This is a genomic window from Mesorhizobium sp. LNHC209A00 (assembly GCF_000502915.1).
In the GTDB taxonomy this organism is placed as follows: domain Bacteria; phylum Pseudomonadota; class Alphaproteobacteria; order Rhizobiales; family Rhizobiaceae; genus Mesorhizobium.
Map to the genome: position 1 here is coordinate 163105 of NZ_AYWT01000003.1, position 25044 is coordinate 188148.

General features: G+C 61.2%; 26 protein-coding genes and 1 pseudogene. 15 read left to right on the forward strand and 12 right to left on the reverse strand.

Annotation, left to right across the window (positions count from 1 at the left end; genetic code table 11):
• The first annotated feature begins 347 nt into the window (after nucleotides 1-347).
• Together X739_RS157470 and X739_RS0133930 are read left to right on the forward strand one after the other, a co-directional pair.
• Nucleotides 348-2498, forward strand: a complete 2151-nt coding sequence (locus tag X739_RS157470; RefSeq protein ID WP_023793794.1) for an ATP-binding domain-containing protein — start codon at nucleotides 348-350, stop codon at nucleotides 2496-2498.
• Nucleotides 2491-3192, forward strand: coding sequence for a DUF2290 domain-containing protein (locus X739_RS0133930; RefSeq protein ID WP_023793796.1), 702 nt, complete (start codon nucleotides 2491-2493; stop codon nucleotides 3190-3192). Before X739_RS157470 ends, X739_RS0133930 begins: the two co-directional genes overlap by 8 nt.
• Nucleotides 3193-3508: 316 nt before the next feature.
• Here the strand turns inward: X739_RS0133930 and X739_RS157465 are convergent, their stop codons facing one another.
• Complete coding sequence (locus X739_RS157465; RefSeq protein WP_023793799.1) at nucleotides 3509-3964, reverse strand: hypothetical protein; 456 nt, start codon at nucleotides 3962-3964, stop codon at nucleotides 3509-3511.
• 128 nt (nucleotides 3965-4092) lie between these two features.
• On the opposite strand from X739_RS157465, the gene X739_RS1000000167750 reads away from it, so the two are divergent.
• On the forward strand, nucleotides 4093-4557 hold the full coding sequence (locus X739_RS1000000167750) for a hypothetical protein (RefSeq protein WP_245273798.1): 465 nt from the start codon (nucleotides 4093-4095) through the stop codon (nucleotides 4555-4557).
• 73 nt (nucleotides 4558-4630) lie between these two features.
• Nucleotides 4631-4924, forward strand: coding sequence for a hypothetical protein (locus X739_RS157455; RefSeq protein WP_023793804.1), 294 nt, complete (start codon nucleotides 4631-4633; stop codon nucleotides 4922-4924).
• A gap of 6 nt (nucleotides 4925-4930) precedes the next feature.
• On the opposite strand, the gene X739_RS157450 is transcribed toward X739_RS157455, so the two are convergent.
• On the reverse strand, nucleotides 4931-5644 hold the full coding sequence (locus X739_RS157450) for an SOS response-associated peptidase (RefSeq protein ID WP_023793806.1): 714 nt from the start codon (nucleotides 5642-5644) through the stop codon (nucleotides 4931-4933).
• 360 nt (nucleotides 5645-6004) lie between these two features.
• Nucleotides 6005-6151, reverse strand: a complete 147-nt coding sequence (locus X739_RS1000000169180; protein WP_023793810.1) for a hypothetical protein — start codon at nucleotides 6149-6151, stop codon at nucleotides 6005-6007.
• A 636-nt stretch (nucleotides 6152-6787) separates the two neighbouring features.
• On the opposite strand from X739_RS1000000169180, the gene X739_RS157440 reads away from it, so the two are divergent.
• Nucleotides 6788-7090 (forward strand): DUF982 domain-containing protein, encoded by a 303-nt coding sequence (locus tag X739_RS157440; protein WP_023770576.1) that lies wholly within the window; start codon nucleotides 6788-6790, stop codon nucleotides 7088-7090.
• Nucleotides 7091-7207: 117 nt separating this feature from the next.
• On the opposite strand, the gene X739_RS157435 is transcribed toward X739_RS157440, so the two are convergent.
• Nucleotides 7208-7444 (reverse strand): hypothetical protein, encoded by a 237-nt coding sequence (locus X739_RS157435; RefSeq protein ID WP_023770575.1) that lies wholly within the window; start codon nucleotides 7442-7444, stop codon nucleotides 7208-7210.
• Between the two features lie 217 nt (nucleotides 7445-7661).
• On the opposite strand from X739_RS157435, the gene X739_RS157430 reads away from it, so the two are divergent.
• The 8 genes and pseudogenes from X739_RS157430 (at nucleotide 7662) to X739_RS157405 (ending at nucleotide 17004) form a co-directional block, all read left to right on the forward strand.
• Nucleotides 7662-8381, forward strand: a complete 720-nt coding sequence (locus tag X739_RS157430; RefSeq protein ID WP_023770574.1) for a Crp/Fnr family transcriptional regulator — start codon at nucleotides 7662-7664, stop codon at nucleotides 8379-8381.
• Nucleotides 8382-8749: 368 nt separating this feature from the next.
• Nucleotides 8750-8839 carry a K(+)-transporting ATPase subunit F gene (gene kdpF / locus X739_RS21090; protein ID WP_015315765.1) on the forward strand — a complete coding sequence of 30 codons (90 nt, stop codon included), beginning with the start codon at nucleotides 8750-8752 and terminating at the stop codon, nucleotides 8837-8839.
• Nucleotides 8840-8859: 20 nt separating this feature from the next.
• Nucleotides 8860-10563, forward strand: a complete 1704-nt coding sequence (kdpA, locus tag X739_RS157425; RefSeq protein ID WP_023793814.1) for a potassium-transporting ATPase subunit KdpA — start codon at nucleotides 8860-8862, stop codon at nucleotides 10561-10563.
• Nucleotides 10547-10786 carry a hypothetical protein gene (locus X739_RS157420; RefSeq protein ID WP_245273799.1) on the forward strand — a complete coding sequence of 80 codons (240 nt, stop codon included), beginning with the start codon at nucleotides 10547-10549 and terminating at the stop codon, nucleotides 10784-10786. Before kdpA ends, X739_RS157420 begins: the two co-directional genes overlap by 17 nt.
• Entirely contained in the window at nucleotides 10783-12876 is a 2094-nt protein-coding gene (gene kdpB, locus X739_RS157415) for a potassium-transporting ATPase subunit KdpB (protein ID WP_023781230.1), read from the forward strand. Before X739_RS157420 ends, kdpB begins: the two co-directional genes overlap by 4 nt.
• An 11-nt stretch (nucleotides 12877-12887) precedes the next feature.
• Nucleotides 12888-13451 carry a potassium-transporting ATPase subunit KdpC gene (kdpC, locus tag X739_RS157410; protein ID WP_023793817.1) on the forward strand — a complete coding sequence of 188 codons (564 nt, stop codon included), beginning with the start codon at nucleotides 12888-12890 and terminating at the stop codon, nucleotides 13449-13451.
• A 57-nt stretch (nucleotides 13452-13508) separates the two neighbouring features.
• Nucleotides 13509-16315 (forward strand): annotated as a pseudogene (locus X739_RS01000000165900) (sensor histidine kinase KdpD).
• Nucleotides 16315-17004, forward strand: a complete 690-nt coding sequence (locus X739_RS157405) for a response regulator transcription factor (RefSeq protein ID WP_023770567.1) — start codon at nucleotides 16315-16317, stop codon at nucleotides 17002-17004. Before X739_RS01000000165900 ends, X739_RS157405 begins: the two are co-directional and overlap by 1 nt.
• A gap of 23 nt (nucleotides 17005-17027) precedes the next feature.
• Here the strand turns inward: X739_RS157405 and X739_RS157400 are convergent, their stop codons facing one another.
• The 8 genes from X739_RS157400 to X739_RS157365 all read right to left on the reverse strand — a co-directional run bounded on the left by X739_RS157400 (nucleotide 17028) and on the right by X739_RS157365 (nucleotide 23168).
• Nucleotides 17028-18539: an MFS transporter gene (locus X739_RS157400; protein WP_023793819.1), complete on the reverse strand. Its 1512-nt coding sequence runs from the start codon at nucleotides 18537-18539 to the stop codon at nucleotides 17028-17030.
• Nucleotides 18540-18737: 198 nt separating this feature from the next.
• On the reverse strand, nucleotides 18738-19220 hold the full coding sequence (locus tag X739_RS157395) for a DUF992 domain-containing protein (RefSeq protein WP_023781232.1): 483 nt from the start codon (nucleotides 19218-19220) through the stop codon (nucleotides 18738-18740).
• 90 nt (nucleotides 19221-19310) lie between these two features.
• Complete coding sequence (locus X739_RS157390; RefSeq protein ID WP_023770564.1) at nucleotides 19311-19787, reverse strand: DUF992 domain-containing protein; 477 nt, start codon at nucleotides 19785-19787, stop codon at nucleotides 19311-19313.
• A gap of 205 nt (nucleotides 19788-19992) precedes the next feature.
• Complete coding sequence (locus X739_RS157385; protein ID WP_023770563.1) at nucleotides 19993-20835, reverse strand: tetratricopeptide repeat protein; 843 nt, start codon at nucleotides 20833-20835, stop codon at nucleotides 19993-19995.
• Nucleotides 20836-20976: 141 nt separating this feature from the next.
• Nucleotides 20977-21243, reverse strand: coding sequence for a 30S ribosomal protein S21 (gene rpsU / locus X739_RS157380; RefSeq protein WP_010911429.1), 267 nt, complete (start codon nucleotides 21241-21243; stop codon nucleotides 20977-20979).
• Between the two features lie 175 nt (nucleotides 21244-21418).
• Nucleotides 21419-21805 carry an SET domain-containing protein-lysine N-methyltransferase gene (locus X739_RS157375; RefSeq protein ID WP_023770562.1) on the reverse strand — a complete coding sequence of 129 codons (387 nt, stop codon included), beginning with the start codon at nucleotides 21803-21805 and terminating at the stop codon, nucleotides 21419-21421.
• A 127-nt stretch (nucleotides 21806-21932) separates the two neighbouring features.
• Nucleotides 21933-22691, reverse strand: a complete 759-nt coding sequence (locus tag X739_RS157370; RefSeq protein ID WP_023793824.1) for an SDR family oxidoreductase — start codon at nucleotides 22689-22691, stop codon at nucleotides 21933-21935.
• 102 nt (nucleotides 22692-22793) lie between these two features.
• Nucleotides 22794-23168 carry a DUF2568 domain-containing protein gene (locus tag X739_RS157365; protein ID WP_245273800.1) on the reverse strand — a complete coding sequence of 125 codons (375 nt, stop codon included), beginning with the start codon at nucleotides 23166-23168 and terminating at the stop codon, nucleotides 22794-22796.
• A 197-nt stretch (nucleotides 23169-23365) separates the two neighbouring features.
• On the opposite strand from X739_RS157365, the gene X739_RS157360 reads away from it, so the two are divergent.
• The gene (locus X739_RS157360; protein WP_023793829.1) at nucleotides 23366-24619 is read left to right on the forward strand and encodes a sarcosine oxidase subunit beta; all 1254 of its coding nucleotides are present in this window, start codon (nucleotides 23366-23368) and stop codon (nucleotides 24617-24619) included.
• Nucleotides 24620-24621: 2 nt separating this feature from the next.
• On the forward strand, nucleotides 24622-25044 hold the full coding sequence (locus tag X739_RS157355; RefSeq protein WP_023770559.1) for a hypothetical protein: 423 nt from the start codon (nucleotides 24622-24624) through the stop codon (nucleotides 25042-25044).

The window sequence follows — 25044 nt, forward strand, 5'->3', positions numbered from 1 at the left end:
CTCAGGCGGCACCGCTCCCACAAAGCGGCCGGATTTCCTGCGGCCAATTTGGAAACGCCGTTCGGGCCAGATTCCTTATCGTGCCGGTTAAAAACGACGCTACTCCAGTTTGACGGCACCAAATGGATTGTCTGCCAACAGCACCATTTCACCCCGGCGGCCCGAGCGACAACCGTGGCTTCCAGAGTATGATGCGGAGAGCTTTCTTGCTCGCCGGCAAGAGTGTCACGTGCGCAAGGCGTTCTATGAGACACAAAACAATCTCTTCCGGCCCGACGCGCTTCCGGCTAAAGGTTGAATAGGCAAGGCGTTCGTACTCCGGACTGCCTAGCGCAAAAGGGTTTAGAATGGCACTAGACATCGTCGTTACAACGGATCGTTACCATCAAGATCCCAATTCACGGAATCTGATTGACTACATCCGGGCCCAGCAAAAGCCCCTTCTGGTTGATAAAGCTGTCCTATATTATGATTTTCCTGCCTATGTTGACTACGAAACGGAGACTACACGGCCAGACATTCTCATATTTTCGCCGAACCATGGGTTTGTTGCTGTTCGCTTTTTGGATGATAGCCTTTTTGTTCGCGCACGAGAGACAATTGCGGGAATCGACCGTGGGTTAAACGACTTTTGTAGTAATTTATATTCCCGCATTATTCGTAGCCGCGAACTGAGGGTTAGCCGGACGAAGGCGATTTTGGAGGTTCATCCCTTAATTTTCGACACGACACGCAACAAAGCTTCTTCTGCGGCTGCCGATCTCGAAAGTGAAACCTGTTCAAGCTACGAGCAGTTCGCGGCTCTCTTCAATAGCTGGCGTATGCAGGAAATCCCGGCATCCGCAATGGCAGAAGCGAGATCCGTAGTCGAAGGCGCTAAGGCTCTTTCTCGACCTGTCAAGCGAACAATAGACGATCCAGAAAAGCAGCCCCTCGCGGTGGCGATGGCCGCGCTTGAGGACGAGATTGCCAATTTCGATCAGAAACAGCGGCACATCGCACTCGTTGACGTCGGAGGGCCAGCCCGCATTCGGGGCCTCGCGGGTTCTGGAAAGACTGTCATCCTAGCAATGAAAGTAGCTCACCTTCATCTTAACAATCCTTCCGCAACGATCCTGATAACGTTCCTCACCAAGAGCCTACGGGCCACAATAAAAAACTTAATTACAAAATTTTATCGACACTATTCAGAAAGCGATCCTGACTGGAAAACGATACATATTCGCCATGGTTGGGGTGGCTCATCTTTGCCAGGGGCTTACTCCGACGCGTGCAGACGAATAGGAAAGGCACCACTAACTCTTTCGGAAGCACAAAGTTTGGCTCGCGGTAACGCTTCGAGCGCATTCGAAGCAGCATGCTCCAATCTTATGGCTTCCGGCGAGGTAAAACCACATTATGATCATATCCTGATTGATGAGGGGCAAGATTTTCCTGTTTCTTTCTATCAGCTTTGCTACACGTTGGCCAAGGGAGAGCAAGATAGAAAGAGTATTGTTTGGGCTTACGACGAACTGCAGGATATTATGAATGTGAAAATTCGCCAACCTAAAGCTCTCTTCGGCGTAGACGACAAAGGGCGCGCTCGGGTTGATCTCGACAGATCATCGGCGCACATGCCACCCGGGGCCACCAATGATGCCGTTTTGAGCAAGTGCTATCGAAATCAGAGAGATGTGCTTGTCACAGCTCATGCGCTCGGATTCGGGGTATACGGCGGGATCGTGCAACTACTGGAAAGTGCAGATCATTGGAGAGATGTTGGCTATGAAGTTGAGAGTGGCGAGTTAGCCACAGGATCGATAGTCCGCATCCGGCGCCCTGACGAAAACAGCCCGCTTCATATTGGGAACACTCCAAAATTCCCACTGATTGACTGGCATCTTGCAACCGACCTAGCCCAAGAGGTTGAGTGGGTTACCGCGAGTATCATCAAATTCATTGGTGGAGGCTTGTCGCCCGAGGAAATTGTCGTCATCTCTCTGGATGACAGGCACGCAAAATTCTACCTAGCTTCAATCGCTGAGAATCTAGCTGAAAAAGGGATTGCAACAAATAACGTCATCGCAGATCCGTACAATGAGCCGCCCTTCTCGATTGCAGGGAAAGTTACGCTCTCAACGGTTTATCGGGCAAAAGGTAACGAAGCGGCAGCAGTCTTCGCAGTGGGTGTGGACGGTGTCGAGCGGCGCGCTCGATCTGGCAGAAATAAGATTTTTACCGCCTTCACTAGGTCAAAGGCTTGGTTGCGTGTAAGCGGTATTGGGGCGCCTGCGCAAAAGATTTTCGAAGAGATGGAAAAAGCAAAAAAACTTGCGCCGGCGTTGGTTTTCAAGATGCCTGATTTGGCAGAAGTGGAAACCATCCAGCGAGGGTTTAGCCGCAAACAGGCGAAGGCAAAGGCAGCAAGAGAGGCGTACATTAAAACGCTTGTGGATGCTGGTTACTCGTTCGAAGAAATAGAGGAAGAGCTAGCGGCAGGGCTGAGGCGTGAATAGAGATTATGTCCGCGCTGACATTGCAAAGGGCTGGACGTTTTTAAAGACGCTTGAACTAGGGCAAATTTTTTCAAATCCGATGCCAATTGTAAGCAGCGAAGAGTTTCGTGACTCTGCGCTCAACCATGATGAGAGCTACGAGAACCTGTATCTTACTGGGCTTCGGCAGCGAGATTACAACATCCTGCTATTGGATTTTTCGTTTCTGCAAATTGGCATTTCCGAAGAACACCATGTTCGCTACGGATACTATCCCAACCCTTTCCTGGGTTCATCTGAAAGAGCAATCGCCGAGTTAGGCGAACTTCACACATATGTCGATGAGGGATTGATCAGCATTGAAGGTTACCTGGCAAAGATTGGAGAGTTGAGGCGAAGCCAACATGCTCCGCTATTGCGCTATGAAAACGCACCAAGCCAGTACCGCGAATACATACATCCATGTTCGCACTTTCACATGGGCCATCACGATACTAACCGATGGCCCTTGCAACGTGTGCTGACACCGCTAGCTTTCTGCATGATTGTAGCCCGCCAGTTTTACTCTGGTTCGTGGTTCTCGGCCGGAGAGATCACGCTTTTTGGGAAGCGTCAGGTACCTGATGGGTTTCTTGAGGACGTTAAAGAAGATTGCCGAATTCTGGGAGACGATCTTTTTTCGAGTAAGGAGGCTCGGTTATTCGCATTTACGTGATCGGTGAGAACGGCAGGCAAAAATCCGATCCAATCCCGGTATTTCGCTTGCGCAATTTCAGGCGTATCGGTTGGCGTTATCCGATCCACAGTTGCCGCCGCTGTGGGGGTGATCTCGAAGAGCTGCGCCACCAATGCCGCGCCGTCCGCCGTGAGCGTATAGGCATATCGGGCGACCGGATCGGGCAGCATGGCGAGAGTGATGTTGAAGGCGGTCAGAAGGCCGGTGTCGTCTCGACCGGGCAATAGTTGCCAATCTCGACCGGGCGACAATTTGTCCAGCCGTTTAGCCAGTGCGGTGCGAGCGACTGGACGCGTTAGCGCTTGGTCGCTTCCAATTGCTCGACGCGGCGCAATAGGTCGGCGTCTTCAATTATCCCCTTGCTCGCCGTGATCGCCTCAAGCAATTGCTTCGCTTCATCCGGACTTATCTCCCCGGACCACGCGGCCTGTAGAACGGTCTTAGCCAGTTGTTCGCTTGTCGGGTTTTCCGGAACGTCGGGCAATTCGACCGTTCGGTTCTTTGAAATGAATGGATCGCATCCATAGCGGAGCAAGACTTCAGCGGCCTTGATATCCCCTGCCATCATCTTGCCGACGAGCATAGTCATAGCTGTTTGCGCGTGTTCGTTGGCCGTATCGATCGCCTGTCGGGAAACTCTTGAACGCGATCCGACCTTTTTAAATCCTTTATGGCCCGGCAGGAATTTGCCGGTCCGTTCATCTTTGCCGTCGCCGTCGTCAATGCCGGAATTGGGCAGCGAATTTACCATTTCTGTCAGCCATTTTATTGGAGGTTTATGACCGGTCGGATAATTTAGCAGGCTGTGGAAATGGACCTGAAAATTACCCGACCGGACCGACACTAGCGGATCGTCCAATCTGCTAGGCGGATTTACCCATGAGCAAATCGAGCGATTGCGCATCGCTCAAGTCGCTGGATTGCGCGGTAAAATCGATCGTCGCGAGCAACAGCTTATTTGCAGCGTCTACCGCTTCTTCGCGGAGCTTAATTTTGTCGACATTCGCCTTTGCAAGCAGATTTTCGGCAATGCCGGAACCCAGCCGACGATCACGCCGCCTTGTGCAGACCTTGTGCCGTGCGCATGAGGTCGGCCAGCTAATCCGCGTCCGGTGTATCCCCTGCAACATCACGCGCCACTACCCGGCCGGCGACCTCGCCAAGCTGCTTGGGGATATTCCATTTTGGGATGTTGAACGTCACATGCGGTGTGAGCGCTGTAAGCGCCGTGAGTTCGATATCGACATCCTGTTGCCGAGCGCATCCGACGGCTTGAAGATACGCGTTCGGCGGCTTGCCGGCGTCCGCTTGGTGCGCCAAGTAATCTGGCGCGACGATGGCTAGCCAGAGCGTGTCGGTGTCTTTCTGGTCGCAATTCTCGGCCCGTGCCCATTGGGTGCCGGTGCCGGGAGGGGACATGGTGCAGACAAGCCCGCGTGATATAGCGGTCCTGTTGCTGGTCATCATGGTGATACTCATGATCGGCCCCGCCGTTGTTCTCGGAATACAGGATTTGTGGTTTCTACAAAGCGGCGAATGGACTTCGGTTACAGTTTTCGACTTCCTTCACGCTGTCGGCGTCATAGCGGCCTGGCTAGATCACCCTGACGATTGGATAGGTCCGTGGAAGATCCTGAACTGGATGCCTCTGTCCATGGGGACATCCGTCCTTGCGGGAATCCTTTTGATCATGTGGATTAAATGGGGTTGAGGCAGTCTAGAACAGCGACCCCTGGGCAGGCGTCGAGGGCGCCTGTTGCGGAAATTTGATCTGCGTGGCGGGCTTCTCAACGATCACCAGCGCGTCGTCGGGCGCGGTCCGCTGCAAGTGCCGTGCTTCCGACCAAGGCGCTGTCAGCCAGGTCTCGGTCTCTTCTGGCGTGGTCAGGATCACCGGCATTGCCTTCTCATGGATTGGCGTGATGAGGGCGTTCGGCTTGGTCGTCATGAAAGCGTAGAGCTCGAAGTCGCCGGGACCGTCCTTGACCTTGCGGACGCCCTGCCAGGGCGTCCACAGGCCGGCGAAGAAGAACAGCGGTTGGCTTTCATTGCGCGCGAACCAATAGTTTCGTTGGACGCCGGTTTCAGGGTCTTTGTCGCCTGGTGTAGGCGAAGGTTCCGCGAAACTCGTAACTGGCACGACGCACCGATGCTCGACCCCGACATACTGCTGCCAGTGGCCATACTGTGGATTGCGCACGTTCGTCGTGCCGTAGTCAGCCTTGCCTTTCACGCGCTCCGCTGGCGTTGGTAGACCCCACAGCAGCTTGACTAACTCCCGCTGCCCGTCCGCCGCATTGCGAACCACCGGCCCAGACTGGTTTGGATAGATATCAACGGACGGTTCAAGATTGCCGACGATATCGCGCAAGGCGCGCGTCCATTGGCGGACCGCCTCTTGGGTCGTGGTGATGTTGTAGAGGTTGCACATTAGCCTAGAATTGCGGAATCCGAATCAAACCGCAACCGTGGCAGACCAAGATGGTAAGAGTAGTTCCCGTGGGGAAAAGCGACGCGCCGCATCGGTGTTTTGTCCATACCAGTCGAACAACTGGTGGACATAATTGAGTCGCGCAAGGTCAAGCGGATCACCGCGAGCAAGTTATTTTGGAGGAAGACCGTCGAATTTACCTCTATTGCAGGGCTCGTTGGCGCAGCGGTTCTGGGTTGGTTCGGCGTCCTTGCGAAGCTTTTTACGACCGCTGCCAAGCCTTGATCAAACTTCGAGCGAAAGCGTCATGTGGATAATCCACAAAGTCTTAAACCGCGCGTGGGAGGCATGCCCTGGTTGTCAGTCGACGTCGTTCTTTGCGCAGTAGCCGCAATCCATGGCGCTTTCTTCAACAATCCTCTTGATCGCTGCCATGAACTCCTTGTGGTCAGAGTCGATCTCGCCATCACGAACCTTGACTGCACCTATGCGATAGGCGTCCTCCACGAAGCGCTATCCATTTGATCGATGATGAAGACATCATCGTGGAGCGGGCACTTTGACAGCGCCCCTGCTGTTACCGCAACCCGTCGAGCCTGCGCATTCACGCCCCATCCTCAGCATATCGTCTTTTGCACCACACATGGTGAGTGATCGAGCCGGTCCATATACAATGTGATCGTCTAAAACCGAAATCCGACCCATCACCTTGCTTAGCTGTGAATCTCAAACCGAACGCTGAAACGGCCTCCAACCATTTCGACCAAGATAGCGCTAGCCGAAGCGGGAACGTCAACGGGAAGCGGTGACAAAACCAGCCCCGCAATCTGCTACAAAATGACTGCCATTACCCATCAACCATTGAAATCATTGACTTTATCTTTCGCTCTTCGTTTCCCGCTCTCTCCGCCAGCTTCCCTTTTCCGCAGGCGCTTCTGGGACAGCCTAGCTATATCGAGCCTTAATCGTCTTCTCGCCGGGCCGGTGGATCAGGACGTAAGATTTCCGGCGCACTCAGGCGTGCGGTCCGCAAAGTGTCCTGTTTGCTCCGGAACCTCCTGGCTCGCGATGCGTTTCCCGGCGTCTCATCATAGATCCCGCCAGGATTTCTCCGAGCACCGCGACCAATCAGGAGCCCTCTTCATGCATGACAAGCTGTTTCATTCGCCCGTCGCACTGACCGTCGGTCTGGGCTTCAAGCGCGAAATCGCCTCGCTGGCCGAAATGCACGATTTCCTGACCAACTGGACGACCTCCCGCCGTGGTCCGCTTTATCACAATGCCGTCGAGGCGTGCGGCCTAGCCCTGGAAGGCTGCATCACGAGGGACGAGGCGCGCCATGCGCTTGTTGAATTCGCGGAAGCCACCGGTATTCTCTGGCCCGAGATCGAACCTGTCATCGTGGCGCGGGCCGTCGCACGCGGCCATGGCGGCTACGCCGCCTGATCGTTCGACTTGCCATCGCGGTGGCCAGGTCGTACGGCCGCCCCTAAAGCCCGGCGTGGCGCTTCGAGCCGGGCTTTTCCATTCCAACTTGCGGAGGGTCCGCAGATCAGGCCGCGGTCAATCACACCAACTCGATGAGATGACGAGCGATGCTTCGAAGACCTGGCGCCCGCTCTCGTCGCGCACCTTCACGGTAATGGCCGTTCGGTCGTTTTCGATCATCTCGTCGCGAATGATGTCGGGCAGGATGAGAATTGCCTCGCGCCGCAGACGCTCGCGCGAGTCGAACACCTGACCATGGTCATCCACCGTCAGGCCATCGCCATTGTAAAGGTCAAGAAAGTATCTGGGCATGATGCGGCCGAATCCCGAGCTGATGAAATTGCCAAGAGAGACTGATCGACAATTCGCGGGCTAAGCCGTTGTTCCATAAGAGATGATCTTCGTGGCGAATAAGCGCCTTCTAACAAATGTTAATGCCCGCCGGCGCCCGACGACCTAGTGCTTCGGTAGCCGCCCCTTGCTTTCGACAGTTGGCGATCGGCTCTGAGCCCTTTCGCTGGAGATAGCGGTGCTGGAATCCCTGTATCTGAATCTCGCCCAGCACGACGCGCTTTCCGATGCCGAAAAGGCGCTGCTGGCTGAAGCCATGACTTTCGAGCGGCATTTCGCGGTCGGTCAGGATATCGTCGCATCGGGCGCGCGGCCCGCCTATTCGACCCTCATCCTCGACGGTTTGGCGGCGCGCTATAAGGTGCTCGAGAGCGGCGGCCGGCAGTTCACCTCGCTGCAGGTGCCCGGCGATTTCGTCGATCTCCACGCCTTCCTCCTGAAGACGATGGATCACGGCATCGTTGCCATGTCGCCCTGCCATGTCATGTTCGCCGATCACAGCCGGCTTCGTGCCATCACCGAGGAAGCGCCTCATCTGACGCGGCTGCTGTGGCTGGATACGCTGGTCGATGGCGCCATCCATCGCGAGTGGATCGTGGCGATGGGCCGTCGCTCCAAGACCTCACACCTGGCCCATCTCCTCTGTGAGCTTTTCGTACGACTGCAGGTGGTGCAGCGCACCAACGGCATGAGCTTTCATCTGCCGCTCTCACAGGCCGAACTGGCCGATGTGCTCGGTCTTTCCGTCGTACACATGAACCGCGTCATCGGCGCCTTGCGCAAAGTCGGCGTCGTCAACTGGGCAAATCACACGGTGACAATCCTGGATTGGCACAGGCTCCAGGAAATCGCCGAGTTCGATCCGACTTATCTCAGCCTGACGCGGGAGCCGCGGTAGCGTCCCAGCAAGGCCGCAAAGCGCGGCGGCATATCCTTCGCGGCAATCCGCGTCGACGAGCTGCTCTTAGACGGCGAGCCGCGCCGGAAACCTTTATAGAATTCCTATTTCTTTCCCATCCGCCCCGTCTCGAACCTTTATGGTGATCGGGTCCATATTCAGGTCGAGCAAAAGCCGTCGGGCGCCGCCGCAGTGCTGCGCGCCGTCTCACGGTATTGCCGACCTGTTTTTGGCAGGCGAACGGTAGAAAATGGAAGCAAGGAAAAGCACAATGGACTTTATTGTTCTCGGGGTCGGGGCTTTGTTCTTCGGCCTGTCCATCGTCTACGTCAAAGCTTGCGATAGAATTTAGGCTGAAGGATCGGACCATGCTTGTCGATTACATCCTCGGCGGTGGCGTGACCTTGTTCCTGCTCGCCTACCTCACCTACGCGCTCATTCGTCCAGAACGCTTCTGAAGGCACGGAAAGCCACAACCATGACACTGAACGGATGGATACAGATCCTGGTCTTTTGCGGGATCCTCGTTTTGCTGGTGAAGCCGCTTGGCTTCTACATGCACCGCGTCTTCAATGGCGATCGCACGCCGCTTTCACCGATCCTCGGCCCGCTTGAGCGCGGGCTTTACCGCATTTGCGGAACCAGCGAGCGCGAGGAGCAACACTGGACCACCTATGCGGTGGCTCTCCTGCTGTTCAACCTGGCGGGCTTCCTGGTGCTCTATATCCTGCAACGCCTGCAAGGCAGTCTGCCCTACAATCCCGCCGGCATGAGCGCGGTCGACCCGGCGCTCGCCTTCAACACCGCCGCCAGCTTCATGACCAACACCAACTGGCAGAACTACGGTGGTGAAAGCACCATGTCCTACCTCGTGCAGATGGCCGGGCTGACGGTCCAGAATTTCGTTTCGGCCGCCACCGGCATCGCCATTGCAATCGCGCTGATCCGCGGCTTTGCCCGCGCTTCCGGAAGATCGATCGGCAATTTCTGGGTCGATATGACGCGCGCCACGCTCTATGTGCTCTTGCCGCTCTGCATCGTGCTCACCCTGTTCTATGTCTGGCTCGGCATGCCACAGACGCTGGGGCCTTACGTGGACGCCACGACGCTCGAGGGCGCCAAGCAGACGATCGCGCTTGGGCCGGTGGCCTCGCAGGTCGCCATCAAGATGCTCGGCACCAACGGCGGCGGTTTCTTCAATGCCAACGCGGCACATCCATTCGAAAATCCCGACGCCTTCTCCAATCTGATCCAGATGCTGTCGATCTTCGTCGTCGGCGCCGCATTGACCAACGTCTTCGGCCGCATGGTCGGCAACCAGCGCCAGGGCTGGGCGATCCTCGCCTCCATGGGCGTGCTATTCATCGCCGGCGTCGCCGTCTGCTATTGGGCGGAAGCCGCGGGCAATCCGCTGGTGCATGCGCTGGGCATCGACGGCGGCAACATGGAAGGCAAGGAGACCCGCTTCGGCATCGTGCTCTCGGCTTTGTTCGCCGTCATCACGACGGCCGCTTCCTGCGGCGCGGTCAACGCGATGCATGACAGCTTCACCGCGCTCGGTGGCATGATCCCGCTCATCAACATGCAACTCGGCGAGGTCGTCGTCGGCGGCGTCGGCGCCGGCTTCTACGGCATGCTGATGTTCATCCTGATCGCCGTCTTCGTCGCCGGCCTGATGGTCGGCCGCACGCCGGAATATCTCGGCAAGAAGATCGAGGCCAAGGAGGTCAAAATGGCGATGCTGGCCATCCTGTGCCTGCCGCTGGCGATGCTGATCTTCACCGCGATCGCGGTGGTGCTGCCGAGCGCGGTGGCATCGATCGCCAATGGCGGGCCGCACGGCTTCTCCGAGATCCTCTACGCCTACACCTCGGCGGCGGCCAACAACGGTTCGGCCTTCGGCGGCCTCAGCGGCAACACGCCCTGGTACAACATCACGCTCGGCATCGGCATGCTGATGGGCCGCTTCCTGGTCATCATCCCGGCGCTCGCCATCGCCGGCGCGCTGGCGGCGAAGAAGACCGTCCCCGCCTCGGCCGGCACCTTCCCGACCGACGGTCCGCTGTTCGTCGGGTTGCTGGTCGGCGTCATCGTCATCGTCGGCGGCCTGACTTTCTTCCCGGCGCTCGCCGTCGGACCTGTCGTCGAGCACTTGGCGATGATCCATGGACAGACATTCTGAGGCAGACATGTCCTGGTTCAGCAACAAGCGCCGTAATGTCAGGCGTCGGGCCGATCCGGGCAAGGAGGGGCTGCCGCCTCCCTTCCCGACCATGTCGACGTTTCTTGGGCTTGCCGCCGCCATGATCGCGCTTTGGCTGCTGGCCTACGGGCTTCCTCATCTTTTCTCCGCATCCGACCGATCGCCGCCGCACACCAACACTGAAGCCGGAGCTTCGAAATGAGTCAGTCAAAGTCAGCCAGCATCATGGATGCCGGCATCCTGTGGCCCGCCATCGGCGGCGCCTTCCGCAAACTCGATCCGCGCACGCTGGCCCGCAACCCGGTGATGTTCGTCGTCGCCGTCGTCTCGGCGCTGACATCGGTGCTGTTCGTCAAGGACCTCGTCACCGGCGGCGGTGATTTGCTGTTCACGCTGCAGATCATCATGTGGCTGTGGTTCACCGTGCTGTTCGCCAATTTCGCCGAAGCCGTCGCCGAAGGGCGCGGCAAGGCGCAGGCGGAATCGCTGCGCAAGGCCCGCACCGAAACCCAGGCCAAGCTTTTGACGGGCGAGGACCGCACCAGGTTCAAGCTGGTGCCCGGCACCAGCCTGAAGGTCGGCGATGTCGTTCTCGTCGAGGCCGGCGACATCATCCCGTCCGATGGCGAGGTGGTGGAGGGCGTCGCCTCGGTCAACGAGGCGGCGATCACGGGGGAGTCCGCACCGGTGATCCGCGAATCCGGCGGCGACCGCTCGGCCGTCACCGGCGGCACGCAGGTGCTGTCGGACTGGATTCGCGTGCGCATCACCGCCGCCGCCGGTCACACGTTCCTCGACCGCATGATCTCGCTGGTCGAAGGCGCCGAGCGCCAGAAGACACCCAACGAGATCGCGCTCAACATCCTGCTCGTCGGCATGACGCTGATCTTCGTGCTGGCTACAGCGACCATCCCGAGCTTTGCCCACTACTCGGGCGGCTATATTTCGGTGACCGTGCTCGTCGCCCTGTTCGTGACGCTCATCCCGACCACGATCGGCGCGCTGCTGTCGGCCATCGGCATTGCCGGCATGGACCGGCTGGTGCGCTTCAATGTGCTGGCCATGTCGGGTCGCGCCGTCGAAGCCGCCGGCGACGTCGACACGCTGCTCCTCGACAAGACCGGCACCATCACGCTCGGGAACCGCCAGGCGACGGAATTTCGCCCGGTCAAGGGCGTCAGCGAGCAGGAACTGGCGGACGCGGCACAGCTTGCCTCGCTCGCCGACGAGACGCCGGAAGGCCGCTCGATCGTGGTGCTGGCCAAGGAAAAGTATGCCATCCGTGCCCGCGACATGGCGACATTGCGTGCTACCTTCGTGCCCTTCACCGCGCAGACCCGCATGAGCGGCGTAGACATCGACGGTTCCTCGGTACGCAAGGGCGCGGTCGATTCCGTGCTCGCCCATGTCAGCCAGGCGACATCGGCCAGCAGCGCGACGCGCCCGAACAGCGACACGATCAGGGATTTGCAGGCGATCGCCGATGAGGTTGCGAAATCCGGCGGCACGCCGCTGGCGGTCGAGCGGGACGGGCGCCTGCTCGGCATCGTGCACCTCAAGGACATCGTCAAGGGCGGAATCCGCGAGCGTTTCGCCGAGCTGCGCAAGATGGGCATCCGCACGGTCATGATCACCGGCGACAACCCGATGACGGCAGCGGCCATCGCGGCCGAAGCCGGCGTCGACGATTTCCTTGCCCAGGCGACACCGGAGGACAAGCTGAAGCTGATCCGCGACGAGCAGGCCAAGGGCAAGCTGGTCGCGATGTGCGGCGACGGCACCAATGATGCGCCAGCCCTCGCCCAGGCCGATGTCGGCGTCGCCATGAACACCGGCACGGTCGCTGCTCGCGAGGCCGGCAATATGGTCGACCTCGACAGTGATCCGACCAAACTTATCGAGATCGTCGAGATCGGCAAGGCGCTGTTGATGACGCGCGGCTCGCTGACCACCTTCTCCATCGCCAATGACGTGGCCAAGTATTTCGCCATCATCCCGGCCATGTTCGCCGTCTTCTACGTCGCGCCCGGCCAGACCACAGGTCCGCTTCAAGCGCTTAACATCATGCATCTGGCGACACCGCGGAGCGCCATCCTGTCGGCCATCATCTTCAACGCGCTGATCATCATCGCGCTGATCCCGTTGTCGCTGCGCGGCGTGAAGTACCGGGCGATCGGCGCGGGTGCGCTGCTCAGCCGCAACCTTCTCGTCTACGGCCTCGGCGGCATCGTCGTGCCGTTCGTCGGCATCAAGATAATCGACATGGCCGTCACGGCCCTCGGCCTTGCATAAGGATCATTCCGATGCTCAAGCAGATCAGACCCGCGATCATCATGATCGTTTTCTTTACCGTGCTGACGGGGCTCGTCTATCCCATCGGCATGACCGGCATCGCCCAGGCGCTGTTCCCGCCCCAGGCCAATGGCAGCCTGATCGAGAGGGACGGCAGGGTGATCGGCTCCGAACTGATCGGCCAGGCCTTCGCCAGCGACACGTATTTCCACGGACGGCCGTCGGCCGCCGGCAACGGCTACGATGCCAGCGCCTCCAGCGGCTCCAACCTCGGCCCGACCAACCCGAAGCTGATCGAACGCATCAAGGGCGATGCGGAAAAGCTGAAGGCTGAGAACCCGGACCAGCCGGTGCCGATGGACCTGGTGACGACGTCCGGCAGCGGCCTTGATCCACAGATCAGTCCCGAGGCCGCTTATTTCCAGGTTCCGCGCGTGGCCAAGGCAAGGCGCATCGACGAGGCCAACGTCAAGGCGCTCGTCGACAGCCAGGTCGAGGACAGGGAATTGGGCGTGCTCGGCGAGCCGGCGGTTAATGTGCTGGCCCTCAACCTGGCGCTGGATGCCGCGAAATAGGTGATGTCCGGCGCCGGGGATCGACACGGTCCCCGGCGCCATTCATGATCAGACCCGATGCCGGACGACAGAAGCTACGTCGAAAACAGACCATCTCCCGACGCGCTGCTAGAGCATGCCGAGCGGGAAGGGCGCGGCCGTCTGCGCATATTCCTGGGTGCGGCACCCGGTGTCGGCAAGACTTACGAGATGCTGATGTCGGGTCGTGCCAGGGTGGCCGACGGTGCCGACGTGGTGATCGGCGTGGTCGAGACGCATGGCCGCAAGGAAACACGGGCCCTGGTCGAGGGGTATGAAGTCATTGCCCGCCGCAGGGTCGACTACAAGGGGCGCGTCCTCGACGAGATGGATATCGATGCCATCCTTGCCCGGCGTCCGGCGCTGGTCCTGGTCGACGAACTCGCCCACACCAACGCGCCCGGCAGCCGCCACCCCAAGCGCTATCTCGATGTCCAGGAAATCCTGGCACGGGGCATAGACGTCTATACGACGCTGAACATCCAACATGTCGAAAGCCTGAACGACGTCGTCGCCCAGATTACCCGGGTCAGGGTGCGCGAGACGGTTCCAGACTCGATCATTGACCAGGCGGATGATGTCGAGATCGTCGATCTGACGCCCGACGACCTGATCAAGCGGCTGGAGGAGGGCAAGGTCTATTTCCCCAACACCGCGCAGCGCGCCGTCGAGAACTATTTTTCGCCCGGCAATCTGACGGCGTTGCGGGAACTGGCGCTGCGCCGTACCGCCCAGCGCGTCGACGAGCAGTTGCTCAACCACATGCAATCCCATGCTATCCAGGGTCCGTGGGCGGCAGGCGAAAGGGTGCTTGTCTGCGTCGATGCCCGTCCGGGCGGGGCAGCCCGCATTCGCTACGCACGCAGGCTGGCCGACAGGCTTCGTGCGCCATGGACGGCGCTTCATGTCGACACGCCTCGCTCCGCCGGCATGTCCGAGGACGACAAGGACAGGCTCGCGACACTGCTGCGCCTCGCCGAGCAGCTCGGTGCCGAGGTGACGACCATCCCTGGCCAGAGCGTCGCCCAGGACATCGTTCGCCATGCCACGGCCAACAATTTCACCCACATCGTGGTCGGCAGGCCGACCCGGTCGCGCTGGCGCGAACTGATCGAGGGGTCGCTCACCTACGATCTGATCCGCAATGCCGGAGACATCAGTGTCCATGTCATCTCCGGAACGGAGCGGGACACCGAAACGTCTTCCAGGAGAGTGAACGCGGCAGCCGAGGATAGGCATTTTCAGGCCAAGCCGTATTTGCTCGCCACGGCTTACGTTGCCGGATCATTGGCCGTCAGCACTGCTCTCGATCAGTTCCTCGACGTTCGCAATCTGGCGATCGTCTTCCTGCTCTCGGTGCTGACATCGGCGGTGGCCGGTGGTCTCTGGCCGGCGCTTTACGCCTGTTTCCTCAGTGTCCTTGCCTTCAACTATTTTTTCCTCGAGCCACGCTACACGCTGACCATCCGCGATCCCGAGAGCATCGTCGCGATTGCCGTCTTTGTCGCCGTTGCCGTCATCGCCAGCAACCTGACGGCGCGCGTGCAGCGTCAGGCCGCCGCCGCCCNGCCGTCTTTGTCGCCGTTGCCGTCATCGCCAGCAACCTGACGGCGCGCGTGCAGCGTCAGGCCGCCGCCGCCCGCTCGCGGGCGCGGGCAACCGAGGACATCTATCTGTTTTCCAAGAAGCTCGCAGGCGCCGGCACACTCGACGACGTGCTCTGGGCCACCGCCTTCCAGATCGCCTCGATGCTGAAGCTGCGCGTGGTGCTGCTGCTGCCGGAAGACGGCACGATCACCGTCAAGGCAGGCTATCCGCCCGACGACACGCTGGCCGAGGCCGACATCGCCGCCGCACGCTGGGCCTGGGAGCACAACCGTGCCGCCGGACGCGGCGCCGACACGCTTCCTGGCGCCAAGCGCCTATATCTTCCCTTGCGCACGGGACGCACCGCAATCGGCGTCGTCGGCCTCGACAATGACAAGCAGGGCCCGCTTTTGACGCCCGAGCAGCAGCGGCTGCTCGATGCGCTGGCCGATCAGGCGGCGGTGGCGATCGAACGCATCCAGCTCGTTGCCGATGTCGACCGCGCCAAGCTCGCGGCCGAAGCCGACCGGCTGCGCTCGGCGCTGCTGACCTCGATTTCGCATGACCTGAAAACGCCGCTCGCGGCCATCATGGGCGCGGCCGGCACGCTCAAGGAATTCGCGCCCAACCTTCCCGAGCAGGACAGGGCGGAGCTCCTGTCGACCGTGATCGACGAATCGGAGCGGCTGAACCGCTTCATCGCCAACCTGCTCGACATGACCAAGATCGAATCCGGGGCAATAGAGCCGAACTACTCCCTCCATTATGTCGGCGATATCGTCGGCACGGCGCTCGATCGTGCCCGCAAGATCACCAGCGCGCACAAGATCGAGGTCGATATTCCGCCCGACCTGCCGATGCTGCGGCTCGATCCCGTGCTGTTCGAACAGGTCTTGTTCAACCTTCTCGACAATGGCTCGAAATATTCGCCGCCCGGCTCGACGATCCGCGTCCAGGCCTGGGCGGACAATGGCTCCGTCATCGTGCGGATCATGGACGAAGGACCGGGCATTCCGGCGCAGGACCTGGAACGCGTCTTTGACACCTTCTACCGGGTGCGCAAGGGCGATCAGGTGCGCGCCGGCACCGGACTTGGCCTGTCGATCTGCCGTGGCTTCGTCGAGGCGATGGGCGGCACGATCGCGGCCACCAACCGGACCGACCGCCCCGGTGGCGCCTTCACCATCAGGATGCCGGTGCCGGCGCAAGCGCGCGATATCGGCAACCGTGGCGACGAGCCCAGCACGGATCAGCCTTGATGACCAATTCGAATGTCAGGATACTGGTCGTCGACGACGAGCCGCCGATCCGCAAGCTGCTGCGGGTCGGCCTCGCCAGCCAGGGTTACGCGGTCAGCGAGGCGCCGAACGCCAAGGTGGCGATCGAGCTGATGGAACAGGAGAAGCCGGACCTGGTGCTGCTCGATCTCGGCCTGCCCGGCATGGGGGGCCATGAACTCCTGCGCAAATGGCGTGAGGAGGGCGTCGACGTTCCCGTCGTCATCCTCTCCAGCCGTACCGACGAGGCCGGCATCGTCAGCGCGCTCGAACTCGGCGCCGACGACTATGTCACCAAGCCGTTCGGCATGAACGAACTGGTGGCGCGCATCCGGGTGGCGCTGCGCCACAAGTTCCAGCAACAGGGTGAGAAGCCGGTATTCCAGAGCGGTGACCTCAGCGTCGATCTGGTCAAGCGCGTCGTCAAGGTCGAGGACAGGGAGGTGAAGCTCTCGCCGAAAGAGTACGACATATTGCGCATCCTGGTGCAGCATGCCGGCAAGGTGCTGACCCACCACTTCATCCTGAAGCAGATCTGGGACGATTCGACCGACGTGCAGTACCTCAGGGTCTATGTCCGCCAGCTCAGGCAGAAGATCGAAAAAATTCCCGACCAGCCGCGCTACATCACCACCGAGACCGGTGTCGGCTACCGCCTGCGTGTCGAGTGAATTAGCCCTTCCGATAACCTGCGTCAGCCGATGGCCTGCAGAGGCCGATTTGCCGCCGCCGATGTCCGCAAGGCGGCGAGACAACCCAGAATGCCGAGCGGCACGAAGGCTAGGAACAGCCAGCTCGCGACATTGGCCGCCGCGTCATGATTCAGGCCTTGCGAAAAGCCGCTGGCATTGGCGACGATGCCGGCAAGGGCGGCGCCCACGGCATAGCCGATGCGCTGCATGGTCGGCACCGCCGCCGAGGCGATGGTCTGCTCCTCGTCGGGTGCGGAGGCGACGATGACGCGGGTCAGGAATGGCCAGGCAATGCCGAAGCCGCCGCCCTGCAGCAGGGCGCAGACCAGGATCAGCGGGATCGAGCCCAGCGGTATGGTGTAGGCGAAGCCGGCGATGCCCGCCGCGATCATCAGTGCGCCGCAGACGATGATCAGCCGTTCGCGCCGCGGCGGAGCGTTGGCGACGAGGATCGACAGGATCGACCAGGCGATCGATTCGGCGGCGATGATGTAGCCGGTGGTCAGCAGCGGAATGTCGTGCAGGCTGGTCAGCAGCAGCGGCCCGTAGACGCCGAAGGAGCAGGTCGCGATGGAAAAGGCAGCGACCATGGTCATGCCGGCGCCGACCGGCGTGCGCCAGGAGAACAGCCGCGCCGGGAACAGCCTGGAGCGCGGCTTCAGCCCGTCGACGTAGAAAAACAGCGCGAGGCTTGTCAGGCCCAGCACGATCAGCAGCGAGGACCGCAACAGGGCGATGTCGACGCCGGCGGAGGCGATCAGCACCACGGCGACGGCAAGACAGCCAAGCGCCATGAAAGGGAATGGCGGCGCCTTGCCGGCACTCATGCTGGGTCTCTTCGCCTCCGGGGTGTTGAGTACGAGGAAGCTTGCCAGCGCCATGGCGGCGCCGCCGAGTGTGAAGACGCCGAAGGCCCAGCGCCAAGACAGCAGTTCGGTCATAACAGCGCCGAGCAACGGGCCACTGAAGGCAGCGACGCCCCAGATAGCCGACATGATACCGAAAAGCTGTGGCCAGATGGCACGCGAAAACAGCCGCTCGACCGAGACGAAGGCCAGCGACACCAGCGCGCCGCCGCCGAGGCCCTCGATCAAACGGCCGGCAAGGAACAATTGCATCGAGGGCGAGGTGGCGCAGATCAGCGCCCCGGCGGCATAAAGCAAGGCCGCGACCACCATGTTGGTGCGCAGCGGGATATAACTCACCAGGCGTCCGGCTGCGGCCCCGGCGACGATGGCGCCGAGTTCGTAGATCGCCAGGGACCAGCCGACGAGCTGTACGCCGGCCAGTTCGCCGACCATGGCCGGCATGACCGTCGCCACCATCGTCTCATTGGTGGCGTGCAGCAGGATGCCGAGGCTGATGAAGCAGAAGNTGGCCGGCATGACCGTCGCCACCATCGTCTCATTGGTGGCGTGCAGCAGGATGCCGAGGCTGATGAAGCAGAAGCGGGCGAGGTCGCCGCTTGCCCACAATGCGCGCCAGTCGACCTTGTTGCTGGTGATTTCAGTCATGTCCATCCCTGCCTTGCATATCTCGATGCAGCCGCATGGCACCAGAAGCCAGCACGAGGCTTCCGGCAGGACCATGCCCGCTGCCTCGAGACGCGGCCTTGCTCGGGGCGGGTTTGTAGAACCTCAACCTCGGTTGAGCTCAAGCGATTTTCTCGAAATATGTTTGGGCCAGCGTCGTCCTGGCCGGACCGCTTGCGATCAATTCTCGGTGCTGCGCAACTGGAATTGGCTGACGCCGATGGCGAGATTGATGCCGGTCTGCGTCTGCAGGCTGAGCGGCTGCAGGGCGAAGGCCCGCGAGGAGCCGCCGACCAGGAGATTGGCGCCGGCGCCAACGGCGGCGGTAACTTCGGCGCTGGCGCCGATATAGTCACCCGCCAATGCACCCGGCGCATAGATGTTCTTCAGCGGCGTCAGCACCAGCCAGCGCATCACCGTCTGCTTGGTCGTGCCGATGTCGAGACCGTACTTGTTGACGGCGCCGAAATAGGCTTCCGGCGCGAAGGTCCTGTCGGCCGGGGTGAAGGTGCAGCTCAAATCCTTGCTCGAGCCGAAGATGAAGCCGGTGCCGCCCGATATAGCGCATTCAAGGGCGCCGAGTTCGATGCCCTGGTCCTGCGCTCGTGCGGCTCCCGCAAGCACGATCGTGGTCGCGGCAGCGGCGATGGCTGTCCTGAGCATGAGGGTCCCCTCGAAATCAAACGGCGCGGAACCATACTATCTGGTTCCGCGCCGTAGGGTGAGGGGCGTCGAGCGCGTGGCTCCATGCAATCACTTGAGCGAGTGGATCAGCTCCAGCGAGGTGACGGCGACCGCCAGGTTGACGCCGGTCTGGGCCTGGACGCTGAGCGGCTCCAGCATGAAGGCGCTGTCGAAGCCGCCGACCAGCAGGTTGGCGCCGCCACCGGTGACGACGCTCGCCTCGGCGTTGACGCCGTAGTAGCTGCCGGCAAGGTCGCCCGCGTCACGGTCGCGGGTCGCGGCAAACACCGCCCAGACCAACTGGCCCTGGTGCGTCTTGCCGAGATCGACGCCGAGCTTCGAGATGACGCCGGTGTAAATTTCAGACGGCCCGTGATGATAGGGCCGGAACACACAGGACACGCCCTTGTTGGACGTCACGAGATAGCCGGTGCCGCCATCGATGGTGCAGTCGAGCGTGCCGAGTTGCAACCTGCCGGCGCTTGCCGGAGCGGCAGCGAACATGGTCGTTGCAAGGGCGGCGGCGCAGACGAGTTTCTTGATCATGGGGGGTCCTTTCGCAATCAGTCTTCAGTAACGTCTCGAGCGCCGCGACCGTTCCGCCGAAAACTTGGCGCGAACAAGGCGAGGGTTAACGGCTTGTCGCGGGGGTTAACACAGGGTTGCCGGATTGCGGCGATCTTCAACGCCGCGTGCCCTTTCGGACACGCGGGATGCAGTGGCGCCTGGCGCGGGCCTGATGAAGCCGACGTCAGCTGACGCGAGCGAGGCCGTCCTTGGCAGGCTGGTAGCTGGGGTTGAGGCGCACGGCCTCATGATAGGCCTTCGCCGCCTTTGCCTTGTCACCGCGCCGTTCATAGATCAGCGCCTGGTTGGCCCAGGCCTCGGCGTTCTGGCCGTCGAGCTTGATGGCCATGTTGAAATCGGAGAAGGCGTTGTCCTCGTCACCGGTCGCCAGATACGAGAGGCCACGGCCGTTGTAGGGTTCGGCTGCGTCGGGAGCCAGCGAGATGGCGGTCGAGAAATCCTCGATGGCGAATTTGTGCTGGCCCTGGCTCTGATAGATCAGGCCGCGATTGTGGTATGCGCGGGCATCCGTCGTATCGAGTTGGATCGCCTTCTGGAAGTCGGTGAAGGCATCCTGGGTGCGGCCCGCCTTGCGATAGAGATTGCCGCGGCCGATATAGGCGGCATCATAATTGCCGTTAATCTGGATCGAGCGATTGTAGTCGGCAAGGGCGGCTTCCTGGTTGCCGAGGAAGCGCTGGATAAGGGCCCGGTTCGAATAGGCCTGGTAGAAATTCGGATTGAGCTGGATGGCCTGGTTGAAATCCTTGAGCGCCGCCTGGTACTGGCCGCCGCGGCCATAGGCCGAGCCGCGGACATTATAGCCTTCCGGATCCTGGGGATTGCGCTGGATGACCGCCGACAGCGAGGAGATGTTCTCGGTCGACCCTTGCGCCTTGTCGATGTTGTTGAATTCACCGGCCGGGCCCGATGTCTGGCAGCCGGCAAGCACCAGTCCGGAAAGCAGGGCCGCTGTCAGGGCGAAACCACGCAATGCGGTCCCGCGCTCCACGCTCGTTGCGTTCATGTCTGCCCTGTCCTCACTTGCGCCGTCGTTCAGGTCCGGTTCCCCCCTCCGGGCCGGGTCACATTCAAAATAAAAGGGTGGCGGCGATTCCGCATCGCGCCACCCAGGTATCCTTCGAAAAGGACGAAATATTGGCGATAATCAGCGCGGCGGACGCGCTGCACCGGCGGCACCGCCAGCAGCAACCGGACGCGGGGTCATCGGCAGCAGGCCTTCGCGCTGTGCGCGCTTGCGGGCCAGCTTGCGGGCGCGGCGAACGGCTTCGGCCTTTTCACGGGCGCGCTTCTCGGAAGGCTTCTCGTAGTGGCCGCGCATCTTCATTTCGCGGAAAATGCCTTCGCGCTGCATCTTCTTCTTGAGCGCGCGAAGCGCCTGATCAACGTTATTGTCGCGGACGAGTACCTGCACGGGCAATCCTGTCTTTCGGGTTTGATATCAACAGGCAAGCAGCCATAGCCGCAAGCCTCCGCGGCGCTCGACACCACGAATTGTGGCGGCTGATAGCAGAATCAAGCCTCGCTGTCCACAGTCGAAATGAGAGACGACGGCCAAATTGCCACGTCGGCTGGAGATAGTGTGCCCGTTACGCCGTCGCCAGGTGCAGCCGCTCGAAATCCTCGAAGAACTCACCGTAGTCGCAGGTGATCTCCTCGCCGACGGCGATATCCCGGGTCGCGGTCGCCCCTCCATATTGCGAAAAGTCGGTGTTCGGGGTCGCCGAATGGTTCATGAAACGGCCATTGTCGACCTCGTAGACCATGAAACCGGGCTTATCCGGGCTCGGATAGGCGTAGCGGTCGAGTAATTCCTTCAGGGGCTGGGGTGCCGTCTCGTACGTGTCCACCGGGATCAGCCGGTCGAAATCCGGATCCAGGCGCCAGATCGAGGCGCCTTTCCGGATCGGTTCGGCGGCGAACATGCCCACGCCTTCGATCGCGCTCTGGGCAACATAGGTTCGGACCAGCATCATGGTTTCACAACCCGTCTTGGCAAGAAGACCCGTTCGACAGCAAACGGAATCGCCAAATCGGGCCGAAAAAGCAAGAGCGGCCGCCTGCGTCACAACGACGAACAGGCCCGTTCACCGCAAAAATCCCTCACGTCCGGTTGATCGACACGCCGCCATCGGCAAACAGCGCGGTACCCGTGGTGAAGCTCGAGGCGTCAGAGGCAAGGTAAAGCGCCGAGCGGGCGATCTCTTGCGGCTGCGCCATGCGTTTCAGGGCATGGAGTCCCTCGACGAAGGCGCGGGCCTCGGGTGTTGTCGTCGTCGCGCCGGGTGTGTCGGTGCCACCCGGCAGCAGCGCGTTGACGCGCAGTCCCTTCGGTCCGTATTCGGTGGCCAACACCTGCGTCAAACCGATCAGGCCTGCCTTGGCGGCGGCGTAGGCGGCCATGCCCGGCATGCCTGCGGTGTAACCGACAAAGCTCGATGTGAAGATCAGCGAGCCGCCGCCGCGCTCCAGCATGGCCGGTATCTGATACTTCGCGCCGAGAAAGGCACTGGTCAGGTTGGTGTCCATCGTCCCGTGCCATGTCTGTGCCGGCATGTCGGGGACTGGCCCCATCAGTCCGACGGAGCCGGCATTGTTCAACGCGATGTCGAGACCACCGAAGCTGCCCACCGCCAACTCGACGAGGGCTTTCGCATAGGTCTCGTCCGTGACATCTCCCGCGAGAGCGACGGCCGTGCCGCCGGCGTCCTCGATTTCGACTGCCAGTGCATCAAGCTCCGTTTGGCGGCGAGCGGAAATGACGAGCCTGGCGCCTTCCTCGGCGAACAGTTTGGCGGCGGCGCGGCCGATGCCGGAACTGGCGCCGGTAACGATGGCGATCTTGTTGGCGAGTGCGAGCATGTTTGGCATCCTTGTCCTTCGCGCCAGCTTCGCCGGCGATCGGATGCTTGGTCGCAAATCGGCAGGACAGCAGCCACCCGAAAGCCGCGGAGATTCGCGCCACTACTGCCGCAGCAGCCATGCCAGACGATCCAGCGAGAACGCGTAGCTGATGACGATCAGCAGGGCCATGATGATGGCCGGAATGGTATGGCCTGCCAGATGGAAACCCGCCGCGCCGCCGGACAGGACGACGAATTCCAGCGCCAGCCTGACAGCGCCCGGCACAGGCACCGGTGCCCGGCCAGACCGGCTTGGATCGTTGAGGACCGCGAAGGTACCCCATGCCCCGGCTGCGGCGAGCGGCAAGGCAACGGCGAGGACCCAACGCCACGCTCCGTCCGAAAGACTCCAGCCTGCCATGGCAAGGCCAAGCAAGGCGGCAAGCTCCAGCAGGAAGCGCAATGTGAGGTTCCACCAGGCGTTGCCCATCATCATCCTCCGAATCCCAGCGCCGAGAAGTGTGACTGAAGGCAATCACGGGGGCCAGGCCGGATAGCTCTTTTTCAGCGCGGCGCAAAACGGCAAGCGCCGTCGCAAACAGCGCAAGGGTGGCAGCGCTGTTTCGCTAGTGATACACCTCGCGCGCCGGGGCTTGATGATGAACGCCCGGCTGCCATTTGCGAGGCTGGAACGTGAAGAAATATTCGGTATTCGCCATCGCCCGCGAGGCCATGCGCGGCCACAAGGGCTGGGAGGAACAATGGTCCTCGCCGGAGCCGAAGAAGGAATACGACGTCATCATCGTCGGCGCCGGCGGCCATGGGCTGGCCACCGCCTACTATCTCGCGACCGTGCACGGCATCACCAATGTCGCGGTGCTGGAAAAGGGCTGGCTGGGCGGCGGCAACACCGGCCGCAACACCACCATCATCCGTTCCAACTATCTCTACGACGAGAGCGCCGGGATTTACGACCATGCGCTGAAGCTGTGGGACGGGCTCTCTCAGGAGCTCAATTACAACGTCATGTATTCGGCGCGCGGCGTCATGATGCTGGCCCACAATGTGCACGACATCCAGGTGCTGAAGCGCCACGTGCATGCCAACCGACTCAACGGCATCGACAATGAATGGCTGACACCCGAGCAGGCGAAAGAATTCTGCCCGCCGCTCAACACCTCCAAGGACGCACGCTATCCGGTCGTCGGGGCTGCCTTGCAGCGTCGCGGCGGCACGGCGCGCCATGACGCGGTCGCCTGGGGCTATGCGCGCGGCGCCTCGGCGCGCGGCGTGCACATCATCCAGAATTGCGAGGTGACGGGCGTCAAGCGGGCTGCCAATGGCGCGGTGACGGGCGTCGACACGACGCGTGGCTTCATCGGCGCCAAGAAGGTTGGCGTCGTCGCCGCCGGCCACTCCTCCGTCATCATGAATATGGCCGGCGTGCGCATGCCGCTGGAAAGCTATCCGCTGCAGGCGCTGGTGTCGGAGCCGATCAAGCCGGTCGTGCCTTGCGTTGTGATGTCGAACACGGTGCACGCCTACATCTCGCAGTCCGACAAGGGCGAACTGGTGATCGGCGCCGGCACCGACCAGTATGTCTCCTATTCGCAGACCGGTGGGCTGCACATTCTTCAGCACACACTCGACGCCATCTGCGAAATGTTCCCGATCTTCACGCGCATGAAGATGCTGCGCTCGTGGGGCGGCATCGTCGACGTCACGCCCGACCGCTCGCCGATCCTGGCCAAGACGCCGGTGCCCGGCCTCTACGTCAATTGCGGCTGGGGCACGGGCGGCTTCAAGGCGACGCCGGGGTCCGGGCATGTCTTTGCCCACACCATTGCCAAGGACGATCCGCACCCGATCAACGCGCCCTTCACCATCGAGCGCTTCCGCACCGGCCGCCTCATCGACGAGGCGGCGGCGGCGGCGGTGGCGCACTGATGATGATGGCCGAGGTGGCAGTCGCGGTGCCGCTGATACTGGCGGGGGAACAGGGCATGTTCCATGTTCCGACGGCGCAGGAAGTGCGGCTGCAGCCGATCAGCCGTGCGGGAAACGAGACCGGCTGGCCGTTTTCGGTCGACGAGGGAATGCTCGCCTGCGTCTGGAGTGTCGGCCAGAAAGTGGTGATGTTCTTCGAAGGCAGGCCGCATGGGCTGGATGAAGACGAGGATTTCCAGCCGCGTGGCGTCATCGTTACGACAGATCCGATGCAACTGACGCTCGGCAACATTGCCAACCGCGATCTCTTCAGCGCGGCGACGAGCGTCGAGGAGCGGCTGCGGCTCGTCGCTCCCTTCATGACCATGGGCCAGAAGCTTTGCGATCAACCGGCCGGCGCGCGCGTCGGCCACGGCGAATTGTAG